Source organism: Streptomyces sp. NPDC045956 (genome assembly GCF_056430705.1).
The window spans coordinates 51537-71521 of record NZ_JBWKKZ010000008.1 but is presented as its reverse complement, the minus strand read 5'-3'; the positions used below and the strand labels follow the sequence as shown (position 1 = coordinate 71521).

Sequence of the window (19985 nt, the reverse complement as noted above, 5' to 3'; positions counted from 1 at the left end):
CCCGGGGGACGACGCGCGCGTGCCGGTCCTCATGTACCACGCGGTCGCGACCGATCCCAGCGACGCCACCCGCGCCCTGTCGGTGGCCCCGCGGGCGTTCGCCGAGCAGATGGCGGCGATCGCCGACCGGGGCCTCACGCCCCTCGGCACGGCGGAGCTGGCCGCCGCGTGGCGCTCCGGGCGCCCGCTGCCCAGGCGGCCCGTCCTCATCACCTTCGACGACGGCTACGAGGGCGTCCACCGGCACGCCCTGCCCGTCCTGGCCGCGTACGGCTTCCCGGCCACCCTGTTCGTCTCCACGGGCTGGCTGCGGGGGCCGTACGACACCGGCGGGGCCCTGGACACCATGCTCGACTGGGACCAGGTCAGGGAACTGGCCGCCGCCGGTGTGGAGATCGGCGGGCACAGCCACACCCACCCGCAGCTCGACCAACTCGGCGAGGAGCGGCTGCGGTTCGAGCTGATCCACTGCCGGGAGATCGTCACCGACCAGGTGGGCGCGGCGCCCGGGTCCTTCGCCTATCCCTACGGGTACTCCGACCGCCGGGTGCGGCGGGCGGTGCGCGAGACGGGATACGCGCAGGCGCTCGCCGTCGGCAACGGCCTGGCGCGCCGTGCCCAGGGCCCGTACGCCCTGCGGCGGGTCACCGTGCGGCGCGGCACGGGGCCGGACGAGTTCGCCCGGCTGGTCGAGGGCCGGGCGATCGCCCGCACCTTCGCGCGGGACCGCGTGCTCACCAAGGGGTACGCCGTGCTTCGCGGGGCACGGCGGGCGCGGGGGTGGTCGAGGGCCGGCGCCTGAACCGCCGGCCGTCGGTCCGCCACGCCGCGCCACGCCTTGGGTGCCGCGTGTCCCCGGGAAAGCGGGTGCACGCGGCGGCCGCGTGCCGGATCATGGCGGCATGTCCGTCAACCCGCACGACGCCCTGCCGATCAGGCTCAACGTCGACGACAGCGACTCGCCCTCCGATGTCGTCGACGCGCTGTTCCTCGGCCGCTTCGCCACGGGTGAGCAGCCCTTCGCCCACGCGGCCAACATCGACCGGGTGCGGTCCGGCGCGACCCTGCTGCCGCCCGGCGCGCGCGTCCTGCGGCTCGCCCGCGACGACGACCGCAGCGCGACCCTGGCCGAGGGCGACGGCTGGACGCTGCTGATCTCGCGCTGGAGCCGGGGCGCCGACGTCACGGTGACGGCGACCAGCGCCGAGCTGGCCGAGAAGGTGCTCGCCGACGCCACGGACGGCGCCGCGGACGAGCCCGAGCCGCAGCCGGAGAACGTCACGATGGGCTTCTGGTACGTCTCCCCGCGCCGCGGCCCGCACCGCACCACCCGGCAGATCTCCGCGGGCACCTGGGACGAGGTCCGGGCCAACTACACCGCCCCGGTCGCGGAGGCGATGGACGGCCTGATGAAGACCACCCCCGAGGACATCGCGGGCCGGCTGCTCCTCCTGCACGGGCCGCCGGGCACCGGCAAGACGTCGGCGCTGCGCACCCTGGCCCGGTCCTGGCGGGACTGGTGCCAGGTGGACTGCGTGCTCGACCCGGAGCGGCTCTTCTCCGACGTGGGCTACCTGATGGACATCGCCATCGGCGAGGAGGACGCGGCGGGCAAGGCGCGCTGGCGGCTCCTGCTGCTGGAGGACTGCGACGAGCTGATCCGCGGCGAGGCCAAGCACACCGCGGGCCAGGCCCTCTCCCGGCTGCTGAACCTCACGGACGGGCTGCTCGGCCAGGGCCGCAACGTCCTGGTCGGCGTGACGACCAACGAGGACCTGGAGCGTCTGCACCCCGCCGTCGTCCGGCCCGGCCGCTGCCTGGCCCGTATCGAGGTCGGACCGCTGACCCGCCGGGAGGCGGTGGGCTGGCTCGGCAGCGAGGAGGGCGTGGGCCGCGAGGGCGCCACCCTGGCGGAGCTGTACGCGCTGCGCCGGGGCACCTCGCCGACCGCGCTGCCGGAGCCGCGGGCCGGTGCGGACGCGGGACTCTACCTCTAGCTGTTTGATGGGGGTATGACCCTGTTCATCGGCACGTCGGGCTGGCAGTACCGGGACTGGCGGGACGTCCTGTACCCGGCCGGGCTGCCCGTGCGGCTGTGGCTGGAGCGGTACGCGGCCCATTTCGCGACGGTCGAGATCAACAACGCGTTCTACCGGCTGCCGACGCGGGAGACCTTCGAGGCGTGGCGCGAGCGGGTGCCGGCCGACTTCGTGGTCGCGGTCAAGGCGAGCCGCTACCTCACGCACATCAAGCGCCTGCGGGACCCGGCGGAACCGGTGGACCGGCTGATGACCCACGCGGCCGGCCTGGGTGACCGCCTCGGTCCCGTCCTGCTGCAACTGCCGCCGACGCTGCGGGGCGACGCGGGGCTGCTGGACGCCTGCCTCGCGTGCTTCCCGCCCGGCACGCGGGTCGCGGTGGAACCACGGCACGCGTCCTGGTGGACGCCCGAGGTGCGCGGCGTCCTGGAGTCCCGGGGCGCGGCGCTGTGCTGGGCCGACGTCCGGGCCAGGCCGGTGGCCCCGCTGTGGCGCACCACCGACTGGGGCTACGTCCGCTTCCACCAGGGGCGTGCCGCCGCCTGGCCGCACTACGGCCGCCGGTCCCTGGCGACCTGGGTCGGGCGCATCCGGGACACCTGGCCTCACCAGGACGTGTACGCGTACTTCAACAACGACCCGGACGGGGCGGCCGTGCGGGACGCGCGGGTCTTCGCACGGCTGGCGCGGGCGTCGGACCTCACGGTCACACGCACGCCCTGAGGGCGGGGAACGGCGCGACGCGCCGCGGCCCCCGCCGGCGCTCAGCCCCCGTAGGCCGCCCGCAGCGCGTCCCGCACGGCCGCCTCGGCGTCCTCCTGGGTGATCCCGAGCCTGCGCGCCCGCGACGCGTACTCCTGCGCGGCGGACGCCGCCTCCCGTTCCGCCGCCGGGCCCGCGGCGGCGACGAACGTGCCGTTGCGCCCGCGCGTCTCGATCACCCCGTCCCCCTCCAGCGCCCGGTACGCCTTGGCGACCGTGTTGGCCGCCAGGCCCAGGGACTCGGCCAGTCCGCGCACGGTCGGCAGCCGGTAGCCGACCGGCAGCACCCCCGACCGCGCCTGTTCGGAGATCTGCGCACGCACCTGCTCGTAGGGCGGGGCACCGTCGTCGATGTCGATCCTCAAGGTCACGCGGCGATTGTCCCGCACCCACGGAAAAATGAGAGGCAGCCGCACACCCGGCCGCCGTAGCGTGCGCTCACATGACCGTTCTCGTACGCGACCTGCGCGGCGACGATCCGGCCGACGTCGCGGCCTTCGCCCGGGTCCGCCACCTCGCCCTGCCGTTCCTCCTGTGGACCCCCGAGGCCGTCGTCCATCACCTCCGCCACGCCCACCCGCACGCCCGGAGCCGGTCCCTCGTCGCGGAGGAGGACGGGGAGGTGATCGGCACGGCCCAGATCGGGCTGGTGCACGACAGCCCGGAGCCCGGGCAGGCGTACCTGAACGTCTACGTCCACCCGGACCGGGTCCGGCGCGGCGCCGGCGGGCTGCTGGTGCGCACGGCCGAGGAGCACCTCGCCACCGAGGGCGCGCGGAAGCTGTTCGCCTGGGTGCTGGACGAGCCCGCCAACCTGGTCTTCGCCCGGCGCCACGGCTACGAGCGGCGACGGTCCGCGCACTTCCTGCGCCTCGGCCTGGCGGACGGCGCCCTCCCGCCCCTTCCGCCCCTGCCCGCGGGCGTCGAACTGCGCACCGCCGCCGACTTCGCCGACGACCCCCGCCCGATGTTCGAGCTGGACGCGCTGACGCTGGTGGACGAACCGAGCGACGTCTCCATGGAGTTCACCGACTACGAGGCCTGGCTCGCCGAGACCTGGCGGCATCCGCTGCTGAACCGTGAACTGACCTCGGTCGCGGTGGCCGACGGCCGTCCCGTCGCCTTCAGCGTCGCCCACACCGACGGCGGCAGCCGCTACGCGAGCGCGATGACCGGCACGGTCCGCGCCCACCGCGGCCGGGGCCTCGCCAAGCTCACCAAGACCGACTCCCTGCGCCGGGCCCGGGCCGCCGGGTACACGGAGGCGTTCACGGGCAACGACACCGGCAACGGCCCGATGCTGGCGATCAACAAGTGGCTCGGGTACGAGGTGTGCGCGACGGAGGTGCGGTATGTCCGCGAACTCGGCTGAGGCACCGGCCGGGGTGACGGTCGTCCTGGTCAAGGCGGGCCGCACGAAGATCCGTTACGCGAGCCGGCTGCTGCACGACGACGGCACCCGTATCGCCGTCCGCGCCCCCTGGGCCGGCGCCGGCGTCCGCGACTTCGGCTTCGTGCGCTTCGAGGCGGGCGACGTGTTCACCGAGTACTACTGGCGCGACCGCTGGTACTCAGTGAAGGAGGTCCGGACCGGCACCGGCGTGTTGAAGGGCTGGTACTGCGACATCACCCGCCCCGCCGTGCTCACCGGCACGGAACTGGTCGTGGAGGACCTCGACCTGGACCTGTGGCGCTCCGCGGACGGCACGGACGTACGGCGGCTGGACGAGGACGAGTTCGCCGGGAGCGGTCTGGCGGAGCGGGACCCCGAGGCCGCTGCCGCCGCCGTGGCCGCCCTGGACGAGCTGGAGCGGCTGGCCCGCGGGGAGGGGTTCACCGACCTGCTGTCATCAACCGAGCGCCCACAGTGACGTCCGGGGGTGACGGCACGGGTGTGACACGGGAACGTGACAACCGCCACTGACAGGAATGCATCGATGAGCAAGTCTCGGGGAAAGGGTCTACCTCCGTGACAACGCGGAACCCGGTGGATCCGTAAGGAGGCAGCCATGCGCCGTCTGACCGTGCAGAAGCCCCTGAAGAAGTCCGACGCCCGCCGTGTCCGCGAGGAGTCCGACGAACGCCCCTCGGGGCGCCCGGAGGTCCGCAAGGACGTCGCGCGCACCTGGTGGCCGGACAGCTGACCGGGGCCGGTCACGTCATGAGACGCCTCGGGGCAGCCGCTTGCGGTAGTGGAGGCGGTCGTAGGGCCCGTCCGTCCGGCGCTCCACGAGTTCATAGCCGTACTTCGGATAGATCTTCTGGTTCTCCCACATCAGGGCGTTGGTGTAGAGCCTGACCTCGGGCAGGCCCAGCGCTCGCGCGCGTGCGTCCGCGAAGCGCAGCAGCCGCCGTCCCACGCCCCTGCCGTGTGCGTCGGGGTGGACGGCGACGCTGTCGAGGAAGAGGTGGTCCGCGCGCGCCTCCAGGACCACGACGCCCACCACTCCCCCGCGTCCTCCGGGCTCGTCCGGGGCCGTCGCGACGAAGACCTTGCCCGCGGCCACGTCCGCCGCGTGGTCCGCCTCCATGGGCTGCGGGACCACGGCGATGCGTTCGATGCAGGGGCGGTAGGCGGCGTCCGTGACGGCCTTCACCGCCGGCAGGTCGGCGGGGACCGCCTGCCGGATCTGCTCTTCTGCCATGCCGTGAACGGTAGCTACCTGAGCCCAGCCTGAGCACTCCCTTAACGCGACCATAAGGATCTCCTTCACCCGCCTCCAGCAGGCGATTTCGCGGTTCTTCGGGGCTAGCTTGCTGATCACCCCCACGGGTTCCGGCCCGGATTCCACGTCCCCTGTGACCGTTTCGAGGAGTTCCCCATGCCCGCATCGTCCGTCTCCCGCAGGGCCGCCGCCGTCGCCCTCGCCGGTGTCGCCCCGCTGGCCCTGACCACGCTGGCCGCCACCCCCGCGGCCGCGCACGGTTCGATGGGCGACCCGGTCAGCCGGGTCTCGCAGTGCCACGCCGAGGGGCCCGAGAACCCTCGGTCCGCGGCGTGCAAGGCGGCCGTCGCGGCCGGCGGCACGCAGGCGCTGTACGACTGGAACGGCATCCGCATCGGCAACGCCGCCGGCAAGCACCAGGAGCTGATTCCGGACGGCAAGCTGTGCAGCGCCAACGACCCGGCCTTCAAGGGCATGGACCTGGCGCGTGCCGACTGGCCCGCGACCGGCGTGCGCAGCGGTGCGTACACCTTCAAGTACCGGGTGACGGCTCCGCACAAGGGGACCTTCAAGGTGTACATCACCAAGCCCGGGTACGACCCGTCGCAGCCGCTGGGCTGGGGTGACCTGGACCTGTCCGCCCCGGTGGCCACGGTCACCGACCCGGTCGCCTCGGGCGGCTTCTACACCTTCTCCGGCGCCCTTCCCGAGCGCTCCGGCAAGCATCTGCTGTACGCGGTGTGGCAGCGCTCGGACAGCCCGGAGGCGTTCTACTCCTGTTCCGACGTCTCCTTCGGCGGTGGCGGTGGTGCCGCCGCGGGCGGAGGTGCGGCGGACGACGCGGCGTCGGACGGGGAGACCGCGGAGGGTGCCGCCCCGGCTCCCGTGGCCTCCGCGCCGTCCGAGGAGCAGATCGCCGCCGCGGCCGACAAGTCGACCATCGAGCACCACGGCCACGGCGACCAGGACGCCGAGACGACGACGGACCCGGTGGACCCGGCAGGCCCGGCCACCCCGGAGGCGGCTCCCGAGGCGGCCACCGAGGCGGCCGCGGGTGAGCCCAACGAGGTCAGGGCCGCCGGCGCCGGCACCGAGAACCTCGCCGAGACCGGCGGGGACAGCACCACGCCCTACATCGCCGTCGGTGGCGCCGCCGCCCTCGCGGTGGGTGCCGCGGCACTGTTCGCGTCGGTCCGCCGCCGCGCGCAGACCGGCGGCCGGCACGGTCGCTGACCCGGGACACGGGGGGGGGCGCGGGGCCTGTCGGGCGGCTCAGGCCGGACAGGCCCCGCGCGGCGTACCGGCGGCGGGGTCAGTCGAGGACCGAGGCGCAGGTGGTGGGCTCGGCGTGCGCAGGGTCGAGGGCGCCCGCCACCGCGTGGAAGGCGACGCGGTCGAGGAGCCCGATCGCCAGGTGCTCGGACAGGTCGAGGGGGCACAGGTCCTGCAACAGGATGTTGCGCACCCCGGGGCCGCTCAGGAACTGGCTGCGGTGCGGGGTGACCACCTGGTCGTACCGGGTGGCGAGGACGGTGTAGCGGACACCGGGCACGGTGTCGCCGCCCTCGTTCAGCCTGGTGAGGACGTCGGAGCCGACGACCTGGTCGGCGAGGGCGGGCGTGTGCTCGTTCAGCAGGTCCTCGGCGCCGGGGAAGTACGGCAGCAGCCGGGTGAGGCCGGACAGGGTGGTGCCGTGGTTGCTGGGCGCGATGCCGACCAGGGCGTTCACCTCGTCGGCTCCGCCGAGGAACTTCAGGTAGTAGCGGGGCATCATGCCGCCCTGGGAGTGGCCGACGATGTCGGTCTCGGCGGCGCCCGTCGCGGCGAGCACCTTGTCGACGTGGGCGGCGAGCTGCTCCGCGGACTTCTCGACCGGGCCGAGGCCGTGGAAGAACGGGACGCCGGGCAGTTGGCCGTAGTCGAGGGAGAAGACGCAGTAGCCGCGGTCCACCAGGTAGGGCGCGAGGCCCAGCCAGTTGTCGACGGAGTTCCCGAAGGTGCCGTGGACCAGGACGACGGGGCGCGGGTGGGCGGCGGAGGGCCGGCAGGACCAGTCGTTCCAGCCGGCGCCGGGCCGCGCGTCGGCGGCGTGGGCGGTGGTGGCGGGGACCAGGACGGCCGCGGCGGTCAGCAGCAGCGCGGCCAGGGGTCTGAGCACTCGCCTGAAGGGCAGCATCGGGTGATCTCCTTGCGGCTCAAGGGGGACGTGCGGCGGCAGGACGCCCTGTGATCCGGATCACGGGATGCTGGTTCACTCATCAAGTTACGGACGAGTAGCGCAGGCGTGAAGTTACGCGTCGGTAAAAACTTCCAGCGACAACCGGCGCCGATTGCGGCGCAGGTGATAGAGGGTCACCAGGCGGGCCGCACGGGCCCATTGGGGGCGACCCGCGCCAGCAGGCCGTGCAGCGCGCACACCTCGCCCTCGCCGATGACGTCGGCCCACGCGCGCACCGCCTCGGCCGCCGCCTCCTCGGCGGCCCGCGTGCAGTCCCACCCCCGCTCGGTGAGCACGATCAGCCGGGCCCGCGCGTCGACGGGGTGCGGCCGGCGTTCGGCGAACCCCTTGCGGACCAGTTCCTCGACGAGCTGACTGGCGGCCTGCTTGGTCGTGCCGAGGTGGGCGGCGAGGTCGGTGACCGTGGCGCCGTCCGGGGCGAGCCGGGCGAACGCGAAGCCGTGGGCGGGCCGCAGGCCCTCGAAGCCGCGGGCGACCACACCCTCGTGGATGCGCTGCGTGAGTCCGCCGGCGGCGGCGAGCAGGGCGGCGGACAGGGCCATGGCGTCGGAGTTCTGCACGGGGGAATTGAAACACCCTTGACGGCATGGTCAAGCAGCTTGACCATAGAGAGGTAGTCAAGAAACTTGACCATTTCGTGCGAGGAGTCCACCATGCCCGTCGTCCGCTCGTCCGAGGCCGTGATCCACGAGATCCACGGCGTCCGTTTCGTCTCGTACGCCGCTCCCCGCACCGGCAGCAGGGAGCTGTGCGCCTGGCGGGGCGAGATCCCGGCCGGGACGAGGGCGCCCGCGCACACCGTCACCCGGGAGGAGATCTTCCACCTGCTCGCCGGCGAGCTGCTGATCACCCTCGACGGCCGCACCGAGCGCGTCACCGCGGGCGACACGGTGATCATCAACTCGGGGGCGACCCTCGCCGTCGAGAACCCCACCGACCGGACCGCGACGTCCTGGGTCACCACCTCGGTGGGCCTGGAGGCCGAGCTGGCCGACGGCACCCGGCTCACTCCCCCGTGGGCCAACTGACCCGCGGGGGCCTCACGCCGCCAGCGACCCCGGCATCACCGCCCTCGGCCCGAACTTCGCCCGCGCGCGGTCCGCGACCTCCTCGATCCGGCGGACCTTCTCGTCCACGGGATCGAAGGTGAGCTGGTGGGAGGCCTGCTCGGCGGGGGCCAGGCCCTCGGCGCGCAGGGCGACCGAGCGGACCCGGGCGCGCTGGAGGCCGAGCGCCTCGTACAGGTCGTAGGCGGTCCGCGTCAGGGCCGCCGAGTGCGCGGTCGGTTCCTTCAGGGTGCGGCTGCGGACGGTCGCGGAGCGGTCGGCGTAGCGCACGGTGAGGGTGAGGGTGCGGCACACCTTGTCCACCGCCCGCAGCCGGGAGCCCAGCTCCTCGGCGGCCGAGAGCAGGGCGCGGCGGTGCCGCCCGGGGTCGAGTTCGTCGCGGGTGAAGGGGCGTTCCGCGGCCAGGGAGCGCGAGACACCGTTGGGGACCACCCGGCCGCGGTCGACGCCGTTCGCCTTCTCGTGCAGTTCGCGGCCGGTCTTCGCGCCGACCAGCCGCTGGAGCGTGGACAGGGGCGCGGCGGCGACCCGGCCGAGGGTGTCGAGGCCGTACTCGCACAGGGTGCGGGCGGTCGCGGGACCGACGCCGGGCAGCGCGGCGACGGGCTTCCCGGCGAGGAAGTCCCGCTCCCCGCCCTCGGGCACCGCGCGGGTCAGCCCCGGCCGGGCGTCCCGCAGCGCCACACGGGCGAGCATCGGGCCCGGTCCGGCGCCGATCACGCAGTCGACGCCGTACAGCGCGAGGGCGCGGACGCGGATCACCGAGGCCAGTTCCACGGCGTCCCGCCCGAAGTACCGCTCGGCGCCCCGCAGATCGGCCAGCGCCCCGTCCGGCGGCAGCGCCTCGACGACCGGTGTGAACTCCTCCAACAGCCCCAGCAGCCGGGGCAGGGCCGCCTCGTACATGGGCGGCAGGTGGAAACGTACGCAGAGGATCGTCATCCCGCACTCCCCGGACTCCGGTGCCACAACTTCCTTCCCACCGCGGGCCCTTCGCCCGCGGGGCGCAGATCGGCCCAGGGGTGCATCTCGTACCCCGTGGGCATGCGGATGGTCCGCTGCCGTTCCATCGCGTCCTGGGCCGCGGACCCGGCCGGCGCGGGCAGCCCGTCCGACCCGGCGAGCCGGCGGCGCGCGGGTCCCGAGTCGCCCTCCGGGGGCCCGCCCTCCGGGGGCCCGCCCGCTCCGGCCAGCCGGGCCGCGACGCCCTCGAGTCCCTCCTCGCGGCGCACCTCCAGCAGGTCGGCGAGGTTCCAGGCGGCGGAGCCGACCACGCTGAAACTGCGCGGGCCGCGCCGCTGCACCACCCCGCGCACCAGCAGCAACCAGGAGTGGAAGACGGTGTGCGCGCAGGTGTCGTGCGAGTCGTCGAAGAAGGCGAGGTCGACCAGGCCGGTGCCGTCGTCGAGGGTGGAGAAGATGACCCGCCGCCCGGAGCGGACCGGCGGGGTCTGCGTGGCCGCCTTGGCGCCCGCGACCAGCACCGTCTCCCCGTGCCGAAGCTCGCGCAGCCGCTTGGCCGACACCACGCCCAGCTCGTTCAGGAAGGTCCGGTGGTCGTCCATCAGGTTGCGGGAGGCGTCCATGGACAGCACGCCCAGCTCGGCGCTGAGCTTCTCCGCCGAGGTGAGGTCGGGCAGCCCGGCCGACGCGGTCCTGCGCCCGCCGGCCAGCGGGAGCTGGTCGCCGCGTCCGCCCCGGGCGCCGCGGTGCAGCTCGGTCAGGTGCAGTTGCAGGTCGCGGCGGTTGGCGCCGAACGCGTCCAGCGCGCCGACCTGGGCGAGCCGTCCGGCCAGCGGCCTGCTGGGGCGGGCCCGTTCCCAGAAGTCGAGCAGGGAGGCGTAGGGCTGCCCCTCGGCGATCCGCTCCGCCTCGGCCTCGCTGATGCCGTGCACGTCCAGGAGGGCGAGGCGCAGGCCCCATGTCCCCGGTCGACGCCGCTCACCTGATTCAGACACCAGTTCGATCCTGTGTGCGGCCCCCGACGCGTTGACGTCCAACGGCAGGATCGGCACCCCGCGCCGCCGCGCGTCCGCCAGCAGCAGCCGCTTGGGGTACATGCCGGGGTCGTGGGTGAGCAGACCGGCGTAGAAGGCGGCCGGGTGGTGGGCCTTCAGCCACGCCGACTGGTACGTCGGCACCGCGAAGGCGACCGCGTGCGCCTTGCAGAAGCCGTACGACCCGAAGGCCTCGACGATCCCCCAGGTCCGCCCGATCGTCTCCGCGTCGTACCCGCGCGCCGCCGCGTGCTGGGCGAACCACACCTTGATCCGCCCCTGCGACTCCGGGTCGGACAGCCCGCGCCGCACCCGGTCCGCCTCGCCGCGTCCGCAGCCGGTCATGACGGCCACGATGTCGATGACCTGCTCGTGGAAGACGACGACCCCGTAGGTGCCCGCCAGCGCTTCCGCCAGGTCCTCGTGGGGGTAGCGCACCGGCGCCCGCCCGTGCCGGGCCTCGATGAAGGGCCGCACCATGTCGGCGGCGACCGGACCGGGCCGGAAGAGCGAGATGTCGACGACGAGGTCGTGGAAGGTCGACGGCTGGAGCCTGCCGACCAGGTCCCGCTGACCCGGCGACTCGATCTGGAAGCAGCCCAGCGTCTCGGCGGAGCGGATCATCCGGTACGTCGCCGGATCACCCTCCGGCACGGAGTCCAGGTCGACCTCGGCGCCCGTGGCCCGCTTCACCTCGGCCACCGCGTGCGCCATCGCCGACTGCATCCGCACCCCGAGCACGTCCAGCTTGAGCAGCCCGAGGTCCTCGACGTCGTCCTTGTCGAACTGCGCCATGGGGAAGCCCTCGCCGCTGGTCGGCACGACCGGCGTCCGGGAGAGCAGGGAGGCGTCGGAGAGCAGTACCCCGCAGGGGTGCATGGCGACCCCGCGCGGAAGGGCGTCCAGGCCCTCGACCAGCTCCCAGAGCTTCCCGTACTTCTCCTTCTCCCCCGCCAGCTCCCGCAGCTCGGGCAGTTCCTCCAGGGCGGCGCGGGCGTCGCGGGCGCGGATGTGCGGGAATGCCTTGGCGACGCGGTCGATCTCCGCCGGGTCCATGGACAGGGCGGCGCCGACGTCGCGGATGGCGTGCCGCACCCGGTACGTCTCCGGCATCGCGACCGTGGCGACCCGCTCGGTGCCGAAGCGGCCGATGATCGCGCGGTAGACCTCCAGGCGGCGCGCGGACTCCACGTCGATGTCGATGTCGGGGAGCACGACCCGCTCCTTGGACAGGAAGCGCTCCATCAGCAGCCCGTGCTCGACCGGGTCGGCGTGCGCGATGCCGAGGAGGTGGTTGACGAGCGAGCCCGCGCCGGAGCCGCGCGCGGCGACCCGGATGCCCATGTGCCGTACGTCGTCCACGACCTGGGCGACGGTGAGGAAGTACGAGGCGAAGCCGTGGTGGGCGATGATGTCCAGCTCGTGGTGCATCCGCTCCCAGTACTCCCGGTGGTCCCGGCGCCGGTCGTAGCCGCGCCGCACCATGCCCGCCGCCACCCGGGAGGCCAGCGCCCGCTGGGCGGTGCGGCGCCCGGCGCCGACCAGGTGCGGCTCGGGGAAGTGGACGGCGCCCATGCCGAGGTCGTCGTCCGGGTCGACCAGGCACTCGGCGGCCGTGGCCTGCGTCTGCTCCAGCAGGCGGTGGGCCGTGTCGCGCCGGAAGCCCGCGGCCTCGACGATCCGCTCGGCGGCGTGGTGCATGGCGCCGGCGTCCTTCAGCCAGGCCTCACCGGAGTCCAGTTCCTTGGTGGCGTCGATCGGGACCAGGCGGCGGGCGGCGTCCAGGACGTCGGCGACCGGGCCCTGGCCGGGGTCGGCGTACCGGACGGCGTTGGCCAGCACCGGCCGGACGCCCTGCTCGGCGGCGAGGCCGACGGTGCGGGCGGCCAGGCGCAGGGAGCCGGGGCCGGTCCCTTCGCGGCCGTGCCAGACGGCCTCCAGGCGCAGGGCGTCGCCGTAGACCTCGCGCCAGGGGGCGAGGAGCTTCGCCGCGCGGTCGGGGCGGCCGGCGGCGAGGGCGCGGCCGACGTCGGAGGAGGGACCGAGCAGGACGGTCAGGCCGGCCCCGTGGTTGTCGGCCCAGGACAGCAGCGGGGTGCCCTCGGCGGTGTGGGCGGCGGACACCAGCCGGCACAGGTCGGCCCAGCCGCGGGCGCCGTCCCGGGCGAGGAAGGTCACCCGCGGGGCCGACTCGTCGACGAAGGCTCCGCCGCGCACGGGGGTCCGGCGCCGGTCCCGGCGTACGGAGGTCTCCGTGCGGTCCGCCTCGGGCTCGGGGGCGGCCACCGCCAGCTCCGCGCCGAACAGCGGACGGACGCCCGCCTTCGCGCAGGCCTTGGCGAAGCGGACCGTCCCCGCAAGGGTGTCGCGGTCGGTGAGGGCGAGGGCGTCCATGCCCCGTTCGAAGGCACGCTCGGCCAGCCGCTCCGGGTGGGAGGCGCCGTAGCGGGCGGAGAACCCGGAGACGGTGTGCAGATGCGTGAAACCCGGCACACGCACCTCCCGATCCTTTGAACCCGACGCCTTATCGAACGTCTGTTCCCAACCACTTCACCCCCACCATACCCCCATCCTCGAATGTTTGTGCGACATCCGTTCGGCCCCTCCCCACCTGCGCAAACGTCCGTCGGCCCGGACCGTGGGGACATGTCGCACACCCCAGGCACCGGCACCCGGAGCGGCTCCTTCCTCGATGGGGTGAAGGACGCCGTCACCCCACGGGCCACCCTGCTCGTACTCGGGGTGATCGCGCTCCAGCTGCTGTTCATCGCCTCCTACGTGGGAGCACTGCACGACCCGAAGCCGAAGGACGTGCCCTTCGGCGTGGTCGCGCCGCCCGCGGTGGCCGAGCGGACGGTGAGCGGACTGGAGCGGCTGCCCGGATCACCGCTGGACCCGCGCACGGTGGCCGACGCGGCGAGCGCCCGGAAGCAGATCGAGGACCGGGAGATCGACGGCGCCCTGATCGCCGACCCCTCCGGCCGCACCGACACGCTGCTGGTCGCCTCCGGCGGCGGCACCGTCCTCGCCACCACCCTGGAGGGGATCGTCGCCCAGGTGGAGCGGTCCGAGGGCCGCACGGTGCGCACCGTCGACGTGGCCCCCGCCTCGGACCGGGACTTCGACGGACTGTCGTCCTTCTACCTGGTCGTGGGCTGGTGCGTCGGCGGCTACCTGTGCGCCTCGATCCTCGCGATCAGCGCCGGCGCCCGCCCGGCCGACCCGCTCCGCGCGGCGATCCGGCTGATCGTGATGGCGCTGGTCGCGATCGTCGGCGGTCTCGGCGGCGCGGTGATCGTCGGCCCGGTCCTGGGCGCGCTGCCCGGCAGCGTGGTGGACCTGTGGGGGCTGGGCGCGCTGGTCATCTTCGCCGTGGGCGCCGCCACGCTCGCCCTCCAGGGCGTCTTCGGGATCGTCGGCATCGGGCTGGCGATCCTGCTGGTGGTGATCGCGGGCAACCCGAGCGCGGGCGGCGCCTTCCCGCTGCCGATGCTGCCGCCGTTCTGGAGGGAGATCGGCCCGTGGCTCCCGCCGGGCGCCGGCACCTGGACGGCCCGCTCGATCGCCTACTTCAAGGGCAACGACACGACCGTCTCCCTGCTGGTGCTGTGGGTGTGGGCGGTCGCGGGGACGGTGCTCACGGTGCTGGCGGCCGTGCTGCGCCGCACGCGCCGGGAGGCGGAGTTGCCCACCCAGGCGGGCTGACACCGCCGCGGACACGCAGGCGCGGGCCGACACGCAGGCGCGGGCCGGCACTCGCCGCGGACACGCCGAAGTCCCGCCCCTCGCGCGCGGGACGGGACTTCAGCGGCACCTCAGAGGTGCCTCACCGTGCGGGTGCCGCTCAGCCGATCTGCGTACCGGTGGCCGACAGGGCCTCCGTCACCGGCTGGAAGAAGGTCTCGCCGCCCGAGGTGCAGTCGCCGCTGCCGCCGGAGGTGAGGCCGACGGCCCGGTCGCCCGAGAAGAGCGAACCGCCGCTGTCGCCGGGCTCGGCGCAGACGTCGGTCTGGATCAGGCCGTTGACGATGTCGCCGTTGCCGTAGTTGACGGTGGCGTCCAGGCCGGTGACCTTGCCGGAGTGCACCTGGGTGGTGGAGCCGCTGCGGGTCACCTCCATGCCGACGGTGGCCTCGGCGGCACCCGAGATGGCCTGCGAGGAGCCGTTGTAGAGGTTGACCTCGCTCGGGTGGTCCACCTCGCCGGAGTACTTGACCAGGCCGTAGTCGTTGTCCGGGAAGCTGGACGTCACGTTGTCGCCGAGCTGGTTGCCGGAGGAGTCCTGCCAGCTGGTGATGCCCTCGGTGCAGTGACCGGCGGTGAGGAAGTGCGGCTCCCCGCCCTTGGTCACGTTGAAGCCGAGCGAGCAGCGGCCGCTGCCGTCGGTGATGGCGTCGCCACCCGCGATGAAGGGCCGGTACTCCCCCTTGGTCCGCTGGAGCTCCGCCTTGGCGCCGAGCCCTTCGACCACCTTGGTCAGCTTGGCCCATTCGGCCTCGGAGACCGTGCGGTCGGCGGTGACGACGACCTTGTTGGTGGTCGGGTCGGTCGCCCAGGCGGTGCCCGGGACGGCCGCGTCCGCGGCGAGGGTGGTGCGCGCGCTCTTCAGCTCGGCGAGCGAGTTCTCGACGACTCTGGCCTCGGCGCCGGCCTCCTCGACGGTCCGCGCGGCGTTCTCGTCGAGCACGTTGACGACGAGGCTCTTCGCCTCCGCGTCGTAGTACGTGCCCGCCGCGTCGGTACCGAGGTCGCCCAGCAGCGTCGAGGCGAGCTTTCCGGCCGCCGTGACCGACAGGGTCTCGGGGGCGGAGGCCTTCGGGGCCTCGCTGGCGTTCGCACTCTGGAAGGTGACTCCGGCGGCGACCAGTGCGGTGATGCCCGCACCTACGACGGCGGCCCGTCGCCTGGGTATGCGTCGGTGCTTCAACTCATGTCCTCCTGTGGGGGGTCGGCCCGGGAGGTTGTGGGGACCTCGCGAACCGGAAGGCTGGTTGACGAGCGCTCACTCTTCCGAACACACAGGGGGCACACAAGGTCGACTTCAGGACGTGCGCACGACAACACCGGTGCGGGCACAGGACCTTCACCTTTCATGTCCCTTCCAGCAGGATTCGTGCGGCGAACGCACCAGCAAACGCTACGGGCGAGTAACAGAGGTCCGGCCGACCGGATCTTGCCCTGTCCGGAATTCGCCCCTTGCACATCCGGCCACGCGTGTGCGTCTACACGCGGTGGCGAACCCCGGGACCGTCCACGCACTCCCGGGACCGGACAAGGACACCCGGCACCGGACCCGGGCAACGGAGAGCCCCCGCACACCTGTCGGTGTGCGGGGGCTCGTGTACCGCCGGCTGCGATCCGGGGACCGGCCTAGTAGACGCTGACGCCGTAGGCGCTCAGGGCCTCCGTGACCGGCTGGAAGAACGTCGTACCGCCGGAGGAGCAGTTGCCGCTGCCGCCGGAGGTCAGACCGTACGCGGTGCCGTTGCTGCCGTAGAGCGCGCCGCCGGAGTCACCGGGCTCGGCGCAGACCGTGGTCTGGATCAGCCCGCCGACGACGTCGCCGCCGCCGTAGTTGACGGTGGCGTTCAGAGCGGTGACCCGGCCGCTGTGGGTGCCGGTGGTGGAACCGTCGCGGATGACCGTGGTGCCCACGCTCGGGGTGGCCGCACGGGTGATGTCCACGCCGTTCGCGGTGCCGGGCCGGCTGACGGACCCGGAGTACCGGACGAGACCGTAGTCGTTGCCCGGGAAGCTGGAGCCGGCCGTGGAGCCGATGACCGAGGTGCGGCCGGAGTTCGAGTACCAGGTGCCCGCGCCGTCGGTGCAGTGACCGGCGGTCAGGAAGTACTCGGTCCCGTTGCTGGCCCGGACGTTGAAGCCGAGGGAGCACCGCCAGCTGCTCGCGTAGATGGCGTCACCGCCCTGGATGAGCTTGTTGAACGTGCCGGGGGTGCGCTTGATCGTGAGCGCGTCGGCCTTGTCGCCGGCCTGCTCCTTGATCTTCGCGATCTCGGCCTGGGAGACCGTGCTGTCGACCGTGAGAAGCACCCGGTTGCCGTCGACGGCCCAGGCGGTGCCGGGGACGTCGGCCTTGAGCACCGCGCTGCTGGCGCTGTTGAGCTCGGCGGCGCTGAAGGTGGCCGGGGTCGGTGCTGCGGTCGCGCTGGGGATCGCGATCGCGGCCGCGGCCACGAGGCCGGAGGAGACGGCGATCAGCCGAGTCCGTCTCGTGAAACCGCTGCGGGGGGTGGTGCGCTTGTTCCTCACTTTTCGTTCCTCCACGGGGGAAGTCGGGGGCCCCTCCTGTGGGGTTGGGGGCCCGTGAGGCGCAGCCAGGGGCAAGGACGTCCGGGTTCCGGACGCGTCGTGCTCCTGACAAGCGCTGAGGTTGGAGTATTCGGCCGAACGACCGGTCGGCGCAAGAGTGCCTTTCGGCCGTCGCCCTTTGAACCACCCGCCTCCGCCCCCCGGGGGCGGCGTTCAGCGCGGTTCGCGCTCCCCCGCCTCGACGCGGACCTCCAGGGTGTTCCCGGGTGGGGGGAAGGGACAGACGAAGTGGTCGGCGAAGGCACACGGCGGCAGCAGCGCGCGATTGAAGTCGACCGTGGTACGGCCTTCGGCGTCCGGCGCGGCCGGCCGCAGGAACCGGAAGCGGTAACTGGTGCTCCCGCTGGTGGCGTCGGCGAAGACGGCCCACAGCGAGCCGTCCTCCTCGACGCTCACCTGGAGCGTGAGGTCCCGCCCCTCCAGCGCGAAGGCCAGCTCCCCGCCGAGGCCGAGCCCGCGCTCCCGCCCGTCCGCGTTCGGCACCCGCACGCTGCGCCGCCCGGTGCCGTACGGCGTGAAGCGCCCCGGCACCGACCAGCGCGGATCGTGGGGCGTGGCCGCGATGCCGCGGAAGGCCCGCCGCGCCCCGGTGGCCGGGTCGAAGTCACGCACACCCCAGGAGCCCTCGCGCACCAGGACGACCAGGTGCCGCTCGCCGTGGGCCACCCGGGAGTTCGCCGGACCGGGGTCGGCCGTGAGCCGCACCTCCCCGTCGAGGGGCCGGCCGTCCACGGTGAGCCCGTCCGTCCCGGCGGCCCGCAGCAGTACCGCGTCGCCGTCCGCCGTCCACCTCCCGGGAACGCCCGGCAGTCGCCCCTCCGGGTGGTCCTCCAGCCAGTACGTACCGGTCAGCGCGAGCGGCCCGTAGGGCGCCGACACCGCCGCGACGCGCTGCGCGTGCCACTGCTTCCACTGGTCGGATGCGTCCGTCGTCATGCGGACCACCCTCCCACGGCGGGCAGGTCAGCAGCTGCAACCGCAGTCGCAGCCGTCGCACCCGCACCCGTCGTCGCCGCAGCAGTTGCCGCAGCAGTCGCAGCACTCACAGCAGTTGCCGCAGTCGCTGCTGGAACAGGGCGACTGCTTCTCCTCCCCGCTCCACGGGTCATGGTACGTGCCGCAGCACATCTGGCACGAACACGCCAGCCCCAGCCACACCGCGCACCCCGCGAGCAGCCCTCGGCGGTCCCGGCGCGGCGGCTCCGGAGGCGGCGGCGCACCGGGACCACCGGGGGCACCCGGAGGGGCGTACGGATGGCTGCCGTGGGCGCACGCGACGGTGCCGAATGCGCGGTCGACCGAATTGCCGAGCTCGTGCACGAGCAGCCGGTGCACCAGCCGCCCGTCGTCGAACTCCGCCTCGCGCAGCGCGAGCCGCACCCCGTGCACGGCGTCGTCCGCCAGCCGCCGGGCCTCCGTGAGCGGGGTCCCGGTGGCGGTGAGCGGGTTCCAGGCACCCGACGCGGCGTCAGCTTCCCTGTCCTCCACGGCGTCGAGCAGGTGGGCGAGCCGGCCGAAGAGCCGCCCGGCCTCGGCGAGGGGCTCGGCGTTGCGCGGCCGGCCGGCCAGGTGGGCGGTGTGCGCGAAGGCGGCGGCGGTCGCGGTCTCGGTCGGTTCCGTGACGGTGAGCAGCGGTGTGCCGGGCCCGGCGAGCGCCTCGATGCCGCCCTGCCGGTCGACGGCGTCGACCAGTACGGCGGTGTCGAAACCGACGGCACCGCCCCCTCGGGCACCGGCGGCGTCCCAGCCCGCGGCGACCCGGCGGGCGGCCCGGGCCAGCGGACGGCGGGCCAGCATGCCGTCCCCGTCGGCGACATGGTCGCGCACCTTGGCCGAGGCCAGCACCAGGGAGACGGCCGCGGCGAGCCGGGCCCCCTCACCGTGGGCGACGGATGCCGTGCGCATCCCGCGCAACGGACAGGGCCCGGCGGTACGCCGTCCGGCGCCTGCCCCCTTTTCCCCCGACTGAGCCTCCGTCAAAACCGATATGAGCAATCCGTCATAGTTCGTCACGATGCGCGCGAACTGCCCGTGGTCCTTGCGCAGAGCGAGGCACAACCCGCACAAATGCGCCATCCACTGACTCGTGAGGCTCTCCCCGAGCCGGTGCCTGCACGGCCTGACTATTCCGAACACGACGTTCCCCCGTGGTTCGTACGACGCTGAGCTGCGGCATCGTACCCACCGACGGGTTCACCCGTACGCACCCGCCCTCACCCGTCCGCCGCGAAGAATCATATTTCACTCACAGTCAGCATCCGTTTGGGAAACGGCCCTTGGGACACAAGGACTCTCGACGGATTCGCTGTGCACCAGTACCGTCACAAACCCCCCGCGCGGCGTCTATCCACTTGGCGCGACGTCCGCATCATGGATGACCATAGGGATGCGGAAGCACGAAAGACCGCTGTGAGAGGAGGCGTCCATGGGATCGGTACGCAAGGCGAGTGCGTGGCTCGGCCTCGTCGACGACAACGATGACGAGCGCTACTACGACGACGACTACACCGAGGGCACCGAGCCCGGGGACGCCTGGGTCACGGACCCGCGGGTGAAGGTGGCCTCGGACGTGGCCGAGGAGAAGGGCCGCCGTATCGCGACCGTCACCCCGGACAGCTTCCGGGACGCACGGTCCATCGGCGAACTGTTCCGGGACGGGGTCCCGGTCATCATGAACCTGACGGCCATGGAGGCCACCGACGCCAAGCGGGTGGTCGACTTCGCGGCCGGCCTGATCTTCGGCCTGCGCGGCTCCATCGAGCGGGTGTCCACCCGCGTCTTCCTGCTGAGCCCGGCCGACACGCAGGTCATCAGCGGCGAGCCCGCCGCGCACCGTTCCGACGGATTCTTCAACCAGAGCTGAGGCGGGGCCACGCACCACGGCC

20 protein-coding genes are annotated in these 19985 nt (G+C 73.5%); 10 read left to right on the top strand and 10 right to left on the bottom strand.

Annotation, left to right across the window (positions count from 1 at the left end; translation table 11 throughout):
* Positions 1-31: 31 nt before the first annotated feature.
* The 3 genes from AC07FV_RS21760 (at position 32) to AC07FV_RS21750 (ending at position 2762) form a co-directional block, all read left to right on the top strand.
* Entirely contained in the window at positions 32-802 is a 771-nt protein-coding gene (locus AC07FV_RS21760; protein ID WP_479089250.1) for a polysaccharide deacetylase family protein, read from the top strand.
* Positions 803-902: 100 nt separating this feature from the next.
* On the top strand, positions 903-1997 hold the full coding sequence (locus AC07FV_RS21755; protein WP_479089001.1) for a DUF5925 domain-containing protein: 1095 nt from the start codon (positions 903-905) through the stop codon (positions 1995-1997).
* Positions 1998-2012: 15 nt separating this feature from the next.
* Positions 2013-2762, top strand: coding sequence for a DUF72 domain-containing protein (locus tag AC07FV_RS21750; RefSeq protein WP_479089000.1), 750 nt, complete (start codon positions 2013-2015; stop codon positions 2760-2762).
* Between the two features lie 41 nt (positions 2763-2803).
* On the opposite strand, the gene AC07FV_RS21745 is transcribed toward AC07FV_RS21750, so the two are convergent.
* Positions 2804-3172, bottom strand: a complete 369-nt coding sequence (locus AC07FV_RS21745) for a GntR family transcriptional regulator (protein WP_479088999.1) — start codon at positions 3170-3172, stop codon at positions 2804-2806.
* Positions 3173-3243: 71 nt separating this feature from the next.
* Here AC07FV_RS21745 and AC07FV_RS21740 point away from each other — a divergent pair, with 71 nt between their 5' ends.
* The 3 genes from AC07FV_RS21740 (at position 3244) to AC07FV_RS21730 (ending at position 4945) form a co-directional block, all read left to right on the top strand.
* Positions 3244-4173, top strand: coding sequence for a GNAT family N-acetyltransferase (locus AC07FV_RS21740; RefSeq protein WP_479088998.1), 930 nt, complete (start codon positions 3244-3246; stop codon positions 4171-4173).
* Positions 4154-4672 carry a ribonuclease FAU-1 family protein gene (locus AC07FV_RS21735; RefSeq protein ID WP_479088997.1) on the top strand — a complete coding sequence of 173 codons (519 nt, stop codon included), beginning with the start codon at positions 4154-4156 and terminating at the stop codon, positions 4670-4672. The genes AC07FV_RS21740 and AC07FV_RS21735 overlap by 20 nt, the downstream gene beginning before the upstream one ends.
* A gap of 138 nt (positions 4673-4810) precedes the next feature.
* Positions 4811-4945, top strand: a complete 135-nt coding sequence (locus AC07FV_RS21730) for a hypothetical protein (RefSeq protein WP_479088996.1) — start codon at positions 4811-4813, stop codon at positions 4943-4945.
* 15 nt (positions 4946-4960) lie between these two features.
* Here AC07FV_RS21730 and AC07FV_RS21725 read toward each other — a convergent pair whose 3' ends face one another.
* Entirely contained in the window at positions 4961-5446 is a 486-nt protein-coding gene (locus AC07FV_RS21725) for a GNAT family N-acetyltransferase (protein ID WP_479088995.1), read from the bottom strand.
* 177 nt (positions 5447-5623) lie between these two features.
* Here AC07FV_RS21725 and AC07FV_RS21720 point away from each other — a divergent pair, with 177 nt between their 5' ends.
* The gene (locus AC07FV_RS21720) at positions 5624-6700 is read left to right on the top strand and encodes a lytic polysaccharide monooxygenase auxiliary activity family 9 protein (protein ID WP_479088994.1); all 1077 of its coding nucleotides are present in this window, start codon (positions 5624-5626) and stop codon (positions 6698-6700) included.
* Between the two features lie 79 nt (positions 6701-6779).
* Here the strand turns inward: AC07FV_RS21720 and AC07FV_RS21715 are convergent, their stop codons facing one another.
* Together AC07FV_RS21715 and AC07FV_RS21710 are read right to left on the bottom strand one after the other, a co-directional pair.
* Entirely contained in the window at positions 6780-7643 is an 864-nt protein-coding gene (locus AC07FV_RS21715) for an esterase/lipase family protein (protein WP_479088993.1), read from the bottom strand.
* 176 nt (positions 7644-7819) lie between these two features.
* A complete protein-coding gene (locus AC07FV_RS21710; protein WP_479088992.1) occupies positions 7820-8266 on the bottom strand; it encodes a MarR family winged helix-turn-helix transcriptional regulator in 447 nt (148 codons plus the stop codon).
* A gap of 93 nt (positions 8267-8359) precedes the next feature.
* Here AC07FV_RS21710 and AC07FV_RS21705 point away from each other — a divergent pair, with 93 nt between their 5' ends.
* Positions 8360-8734 (top strand): cupin domain-containing protein, encoded by a 375-nt coding sequence (locus AC07FV_RS21705; protein WP_479088991.1) that lies wholly within the window; start codon positions 8360-8362, stop codon positions 8732-8734.
* A gap of 12 nt (positions 8735-8746) precedes the next feature.
* On the opposite strand, the gene AC07FV_RS21700 is transcribed toward AC07FV_RS21705, so the two are convergent.
* Complete coding sequence (locus tag AC07FV_RS21700) at positions 8747-9715, bottom strand: DNA polymerase Y family protein (protein WP_479088990.1); 969 nt, start codon at positions 9713-9715, stop codon at positions 8747-8749.
* Positions 9712-13263 carry a DNA polymerase III subunit alpha gene (locus AC07FV_RS21695; RefSeq protein ID WP_479089249.1) on the bottom strand — a complete coding sequence of 1184 codons (3552 nt, stop codon included), beginning with the start codon at positions 13261-13263 and terminating at the stop codon, positions 9712-9714. The genes AC07FV_RS21700 and AC07FV_RS21695 overlap by 4 nt, the downstream gene beginning before the upstream one ends.
* Positions 13264-13416: 153 nt before the next feature.
* Here AC07FV_RS21695 and AC07FV_RS21690 point away from each other — a divergent pair, with 153 nt between their 5' ends.
* Complete coding sequence (locus tag AC07FV_RS21690; protein WP_479088989.1) at positions 13417-14475, top strand: ABC-2 transporter permease; 1059 nt, start codon at positions 13417-13419, stop codon at positions 14473-14475.
* A gap of 139 nt (positions 14476-14614) precedes the next feature.
* Here the strand turns inward: AC07FV_RS21690 and AC07FV_RS21685 are convergent, their stop codons facing one another.
* From AC07FV_RS21685 to AC07FV_RS21670, 4 genes are all read right to left on the bottom strand, one after another.
* Positions 14615-15697 carry a S1 family peptidase gene (locus AC07FV_RS21685; protein WP_479088988.1) on the bottom strand — a complete coding sequence of 361 codons (1083 nt, stop codon included), beginning with the start codon at positions 15695-15697 and terminating at the stop codon, positions 14615-14617.
* A gap of 443 nt (positions 15698-16140) precedes the next feature.
* A complete protein-coding gene (locus AC07FV_RS21680; RefSeq protein ID WP_479088987.1) occupies positions 16141-17040 on the bottom strand; it encodes a S1 family peptidase in 900 nt (299 codons plus the stop codon).
* 213 nt (positions 17041-17253) lie between these two features.
* Positions 17254-18036 carry a DUF1684 domain-containing protein gene (locus AC07FV_RS21675; RefSeq protein WP_479088986.1) on the bottom strand — a complete coding sequence of 261 codons (783 nt, stop codon included), beginning with the start codon at positions 18034-18036 and terminating at the stop codon, positions 17254-17256.
* Positions 18037-18063: 27 nt separating this feature from the next.
* Positions 18064-19236, bottom strand: coding sequence for a DUF5685 family protein (locus tag AC07FV_RS21670; protein ID WP_479088985.1), 1173 nt, complete (start codon positions 19234-19236; stop codon positions 18064-18066).
* A gap of 289 nt (positions 19237-19525) precedes the next feature.
* Here AC07FV_RS21670 and AC07FV_RS21665 point away from each other — a divergent pair, with 289 nt between their 5' ends.
* Positions 19526-19963, top strand: coding sequence for a cell division protein SepF (locus AC07FV_RS21665; RefSeq protein ID WP_356606114.1), 438 nt, complete (start codon positions 19526-19528; stop codon positions 19961-19963).
* Positions 19964-19985 lie beyond the last annotated feature (22 nt).

Coding starts and splice junctions, on each gene's coding strand:
- AC07FV_RS21760 (WP_479089250.1), top strand. CDS start 32: ATGTACCACGCGGTCGCGACCGATCCCAGCGACGCCACCCGCGCCCTG.
- AC07FV_RS21755 (WP_479089001.1), top strand. CDS start 903: ATGTCCGTCAACCCGCACGACGCCCTGCCGATCAGGCTCAACGTCGAC.
- AC07FV_RS21750 (WP_479089000.1), top strand. CDS start 2,013: ATGACCCTGTTCATCGGCACGTCGGGCTGGCAGTACCGGGACTGGCGG.
- AC07FV_RS21740 (WP_479088998.1), top strand. CDS start 3,244: ATGACCGTTCTCGTACGCGACCTGCGCGGCGACGATCCGGCCGACGTC.
- AC07FV_RS21735 (WP_479088997.1), top strand. CDS start 4,154: ATGTCCGCGAACTCGGCTGAGGCACCGGCCGGGGTGACGGTCGTCCTG.
- AC07FV_RS21730 (WP_479088996.1), top strand. CDS start 4,811: ATGCGCCGTCTGACCGTGCAGAAGCCCCTGAAGAAGTCCGACGCCCGC.
- AC07FV_RS21725 (WP_479088995.1), bottom strand. CDS start 5,446: ATGGCAGAAGAGCAGATCCGGCAGGCGGTCCCCGCCGACCTGCCGGCG.
- AC07FV_RS21720 (WP_479088994.1), top strand. CDS start 5,624: ATGCCCGCATCGTCCGTCTCCCGCAGGGCCGCCGCCGTCGCCCTCGCC.
- AC07FV_RS21715 (WP_479088993.1), bottom strand. CDS start 7,643: ATGCTGCCCTTCAGGCGAGTGCTCAGACCCCTGGCCGCGCTGCTGCTG.
- AC07FV_RS21705 (WP_479088991.1), top strand. CDS start 8,360: ATGCCCGTCGTCCGCTCGTCCGAGGCCGTGATCCACGAGATCCACGGC.
- AC07FV_RS21700 (WP_479088990.1), bottom strand. CDS start 9,715: ATGACGATCCTCTGCGTACGTTTCCACCTGCCGCCCATGTACGAGGCG.
- AC07FV_RS21690 (WP_479088989.1), top strand. CDS start 13,417: ATGTCGCACACCCCAGGCACCGGCACCCGGAGCGGCTCCTTCCTCGAT.
- AC07FV_RS21675 (WP_479088986.1), bottom strand. CDS start 18,036: ATGACGACGGACGCATCCGACCAGTGGAAGCAGTGGCACGCGCAGCGC.
- AC07FV_RS21665 (WP_356606114.1), top strand. CDS start 19,526: ATGGGATCGGTACGCAAGGCGAGTGCGTGGCTCGGCCTCGTCGACGAC.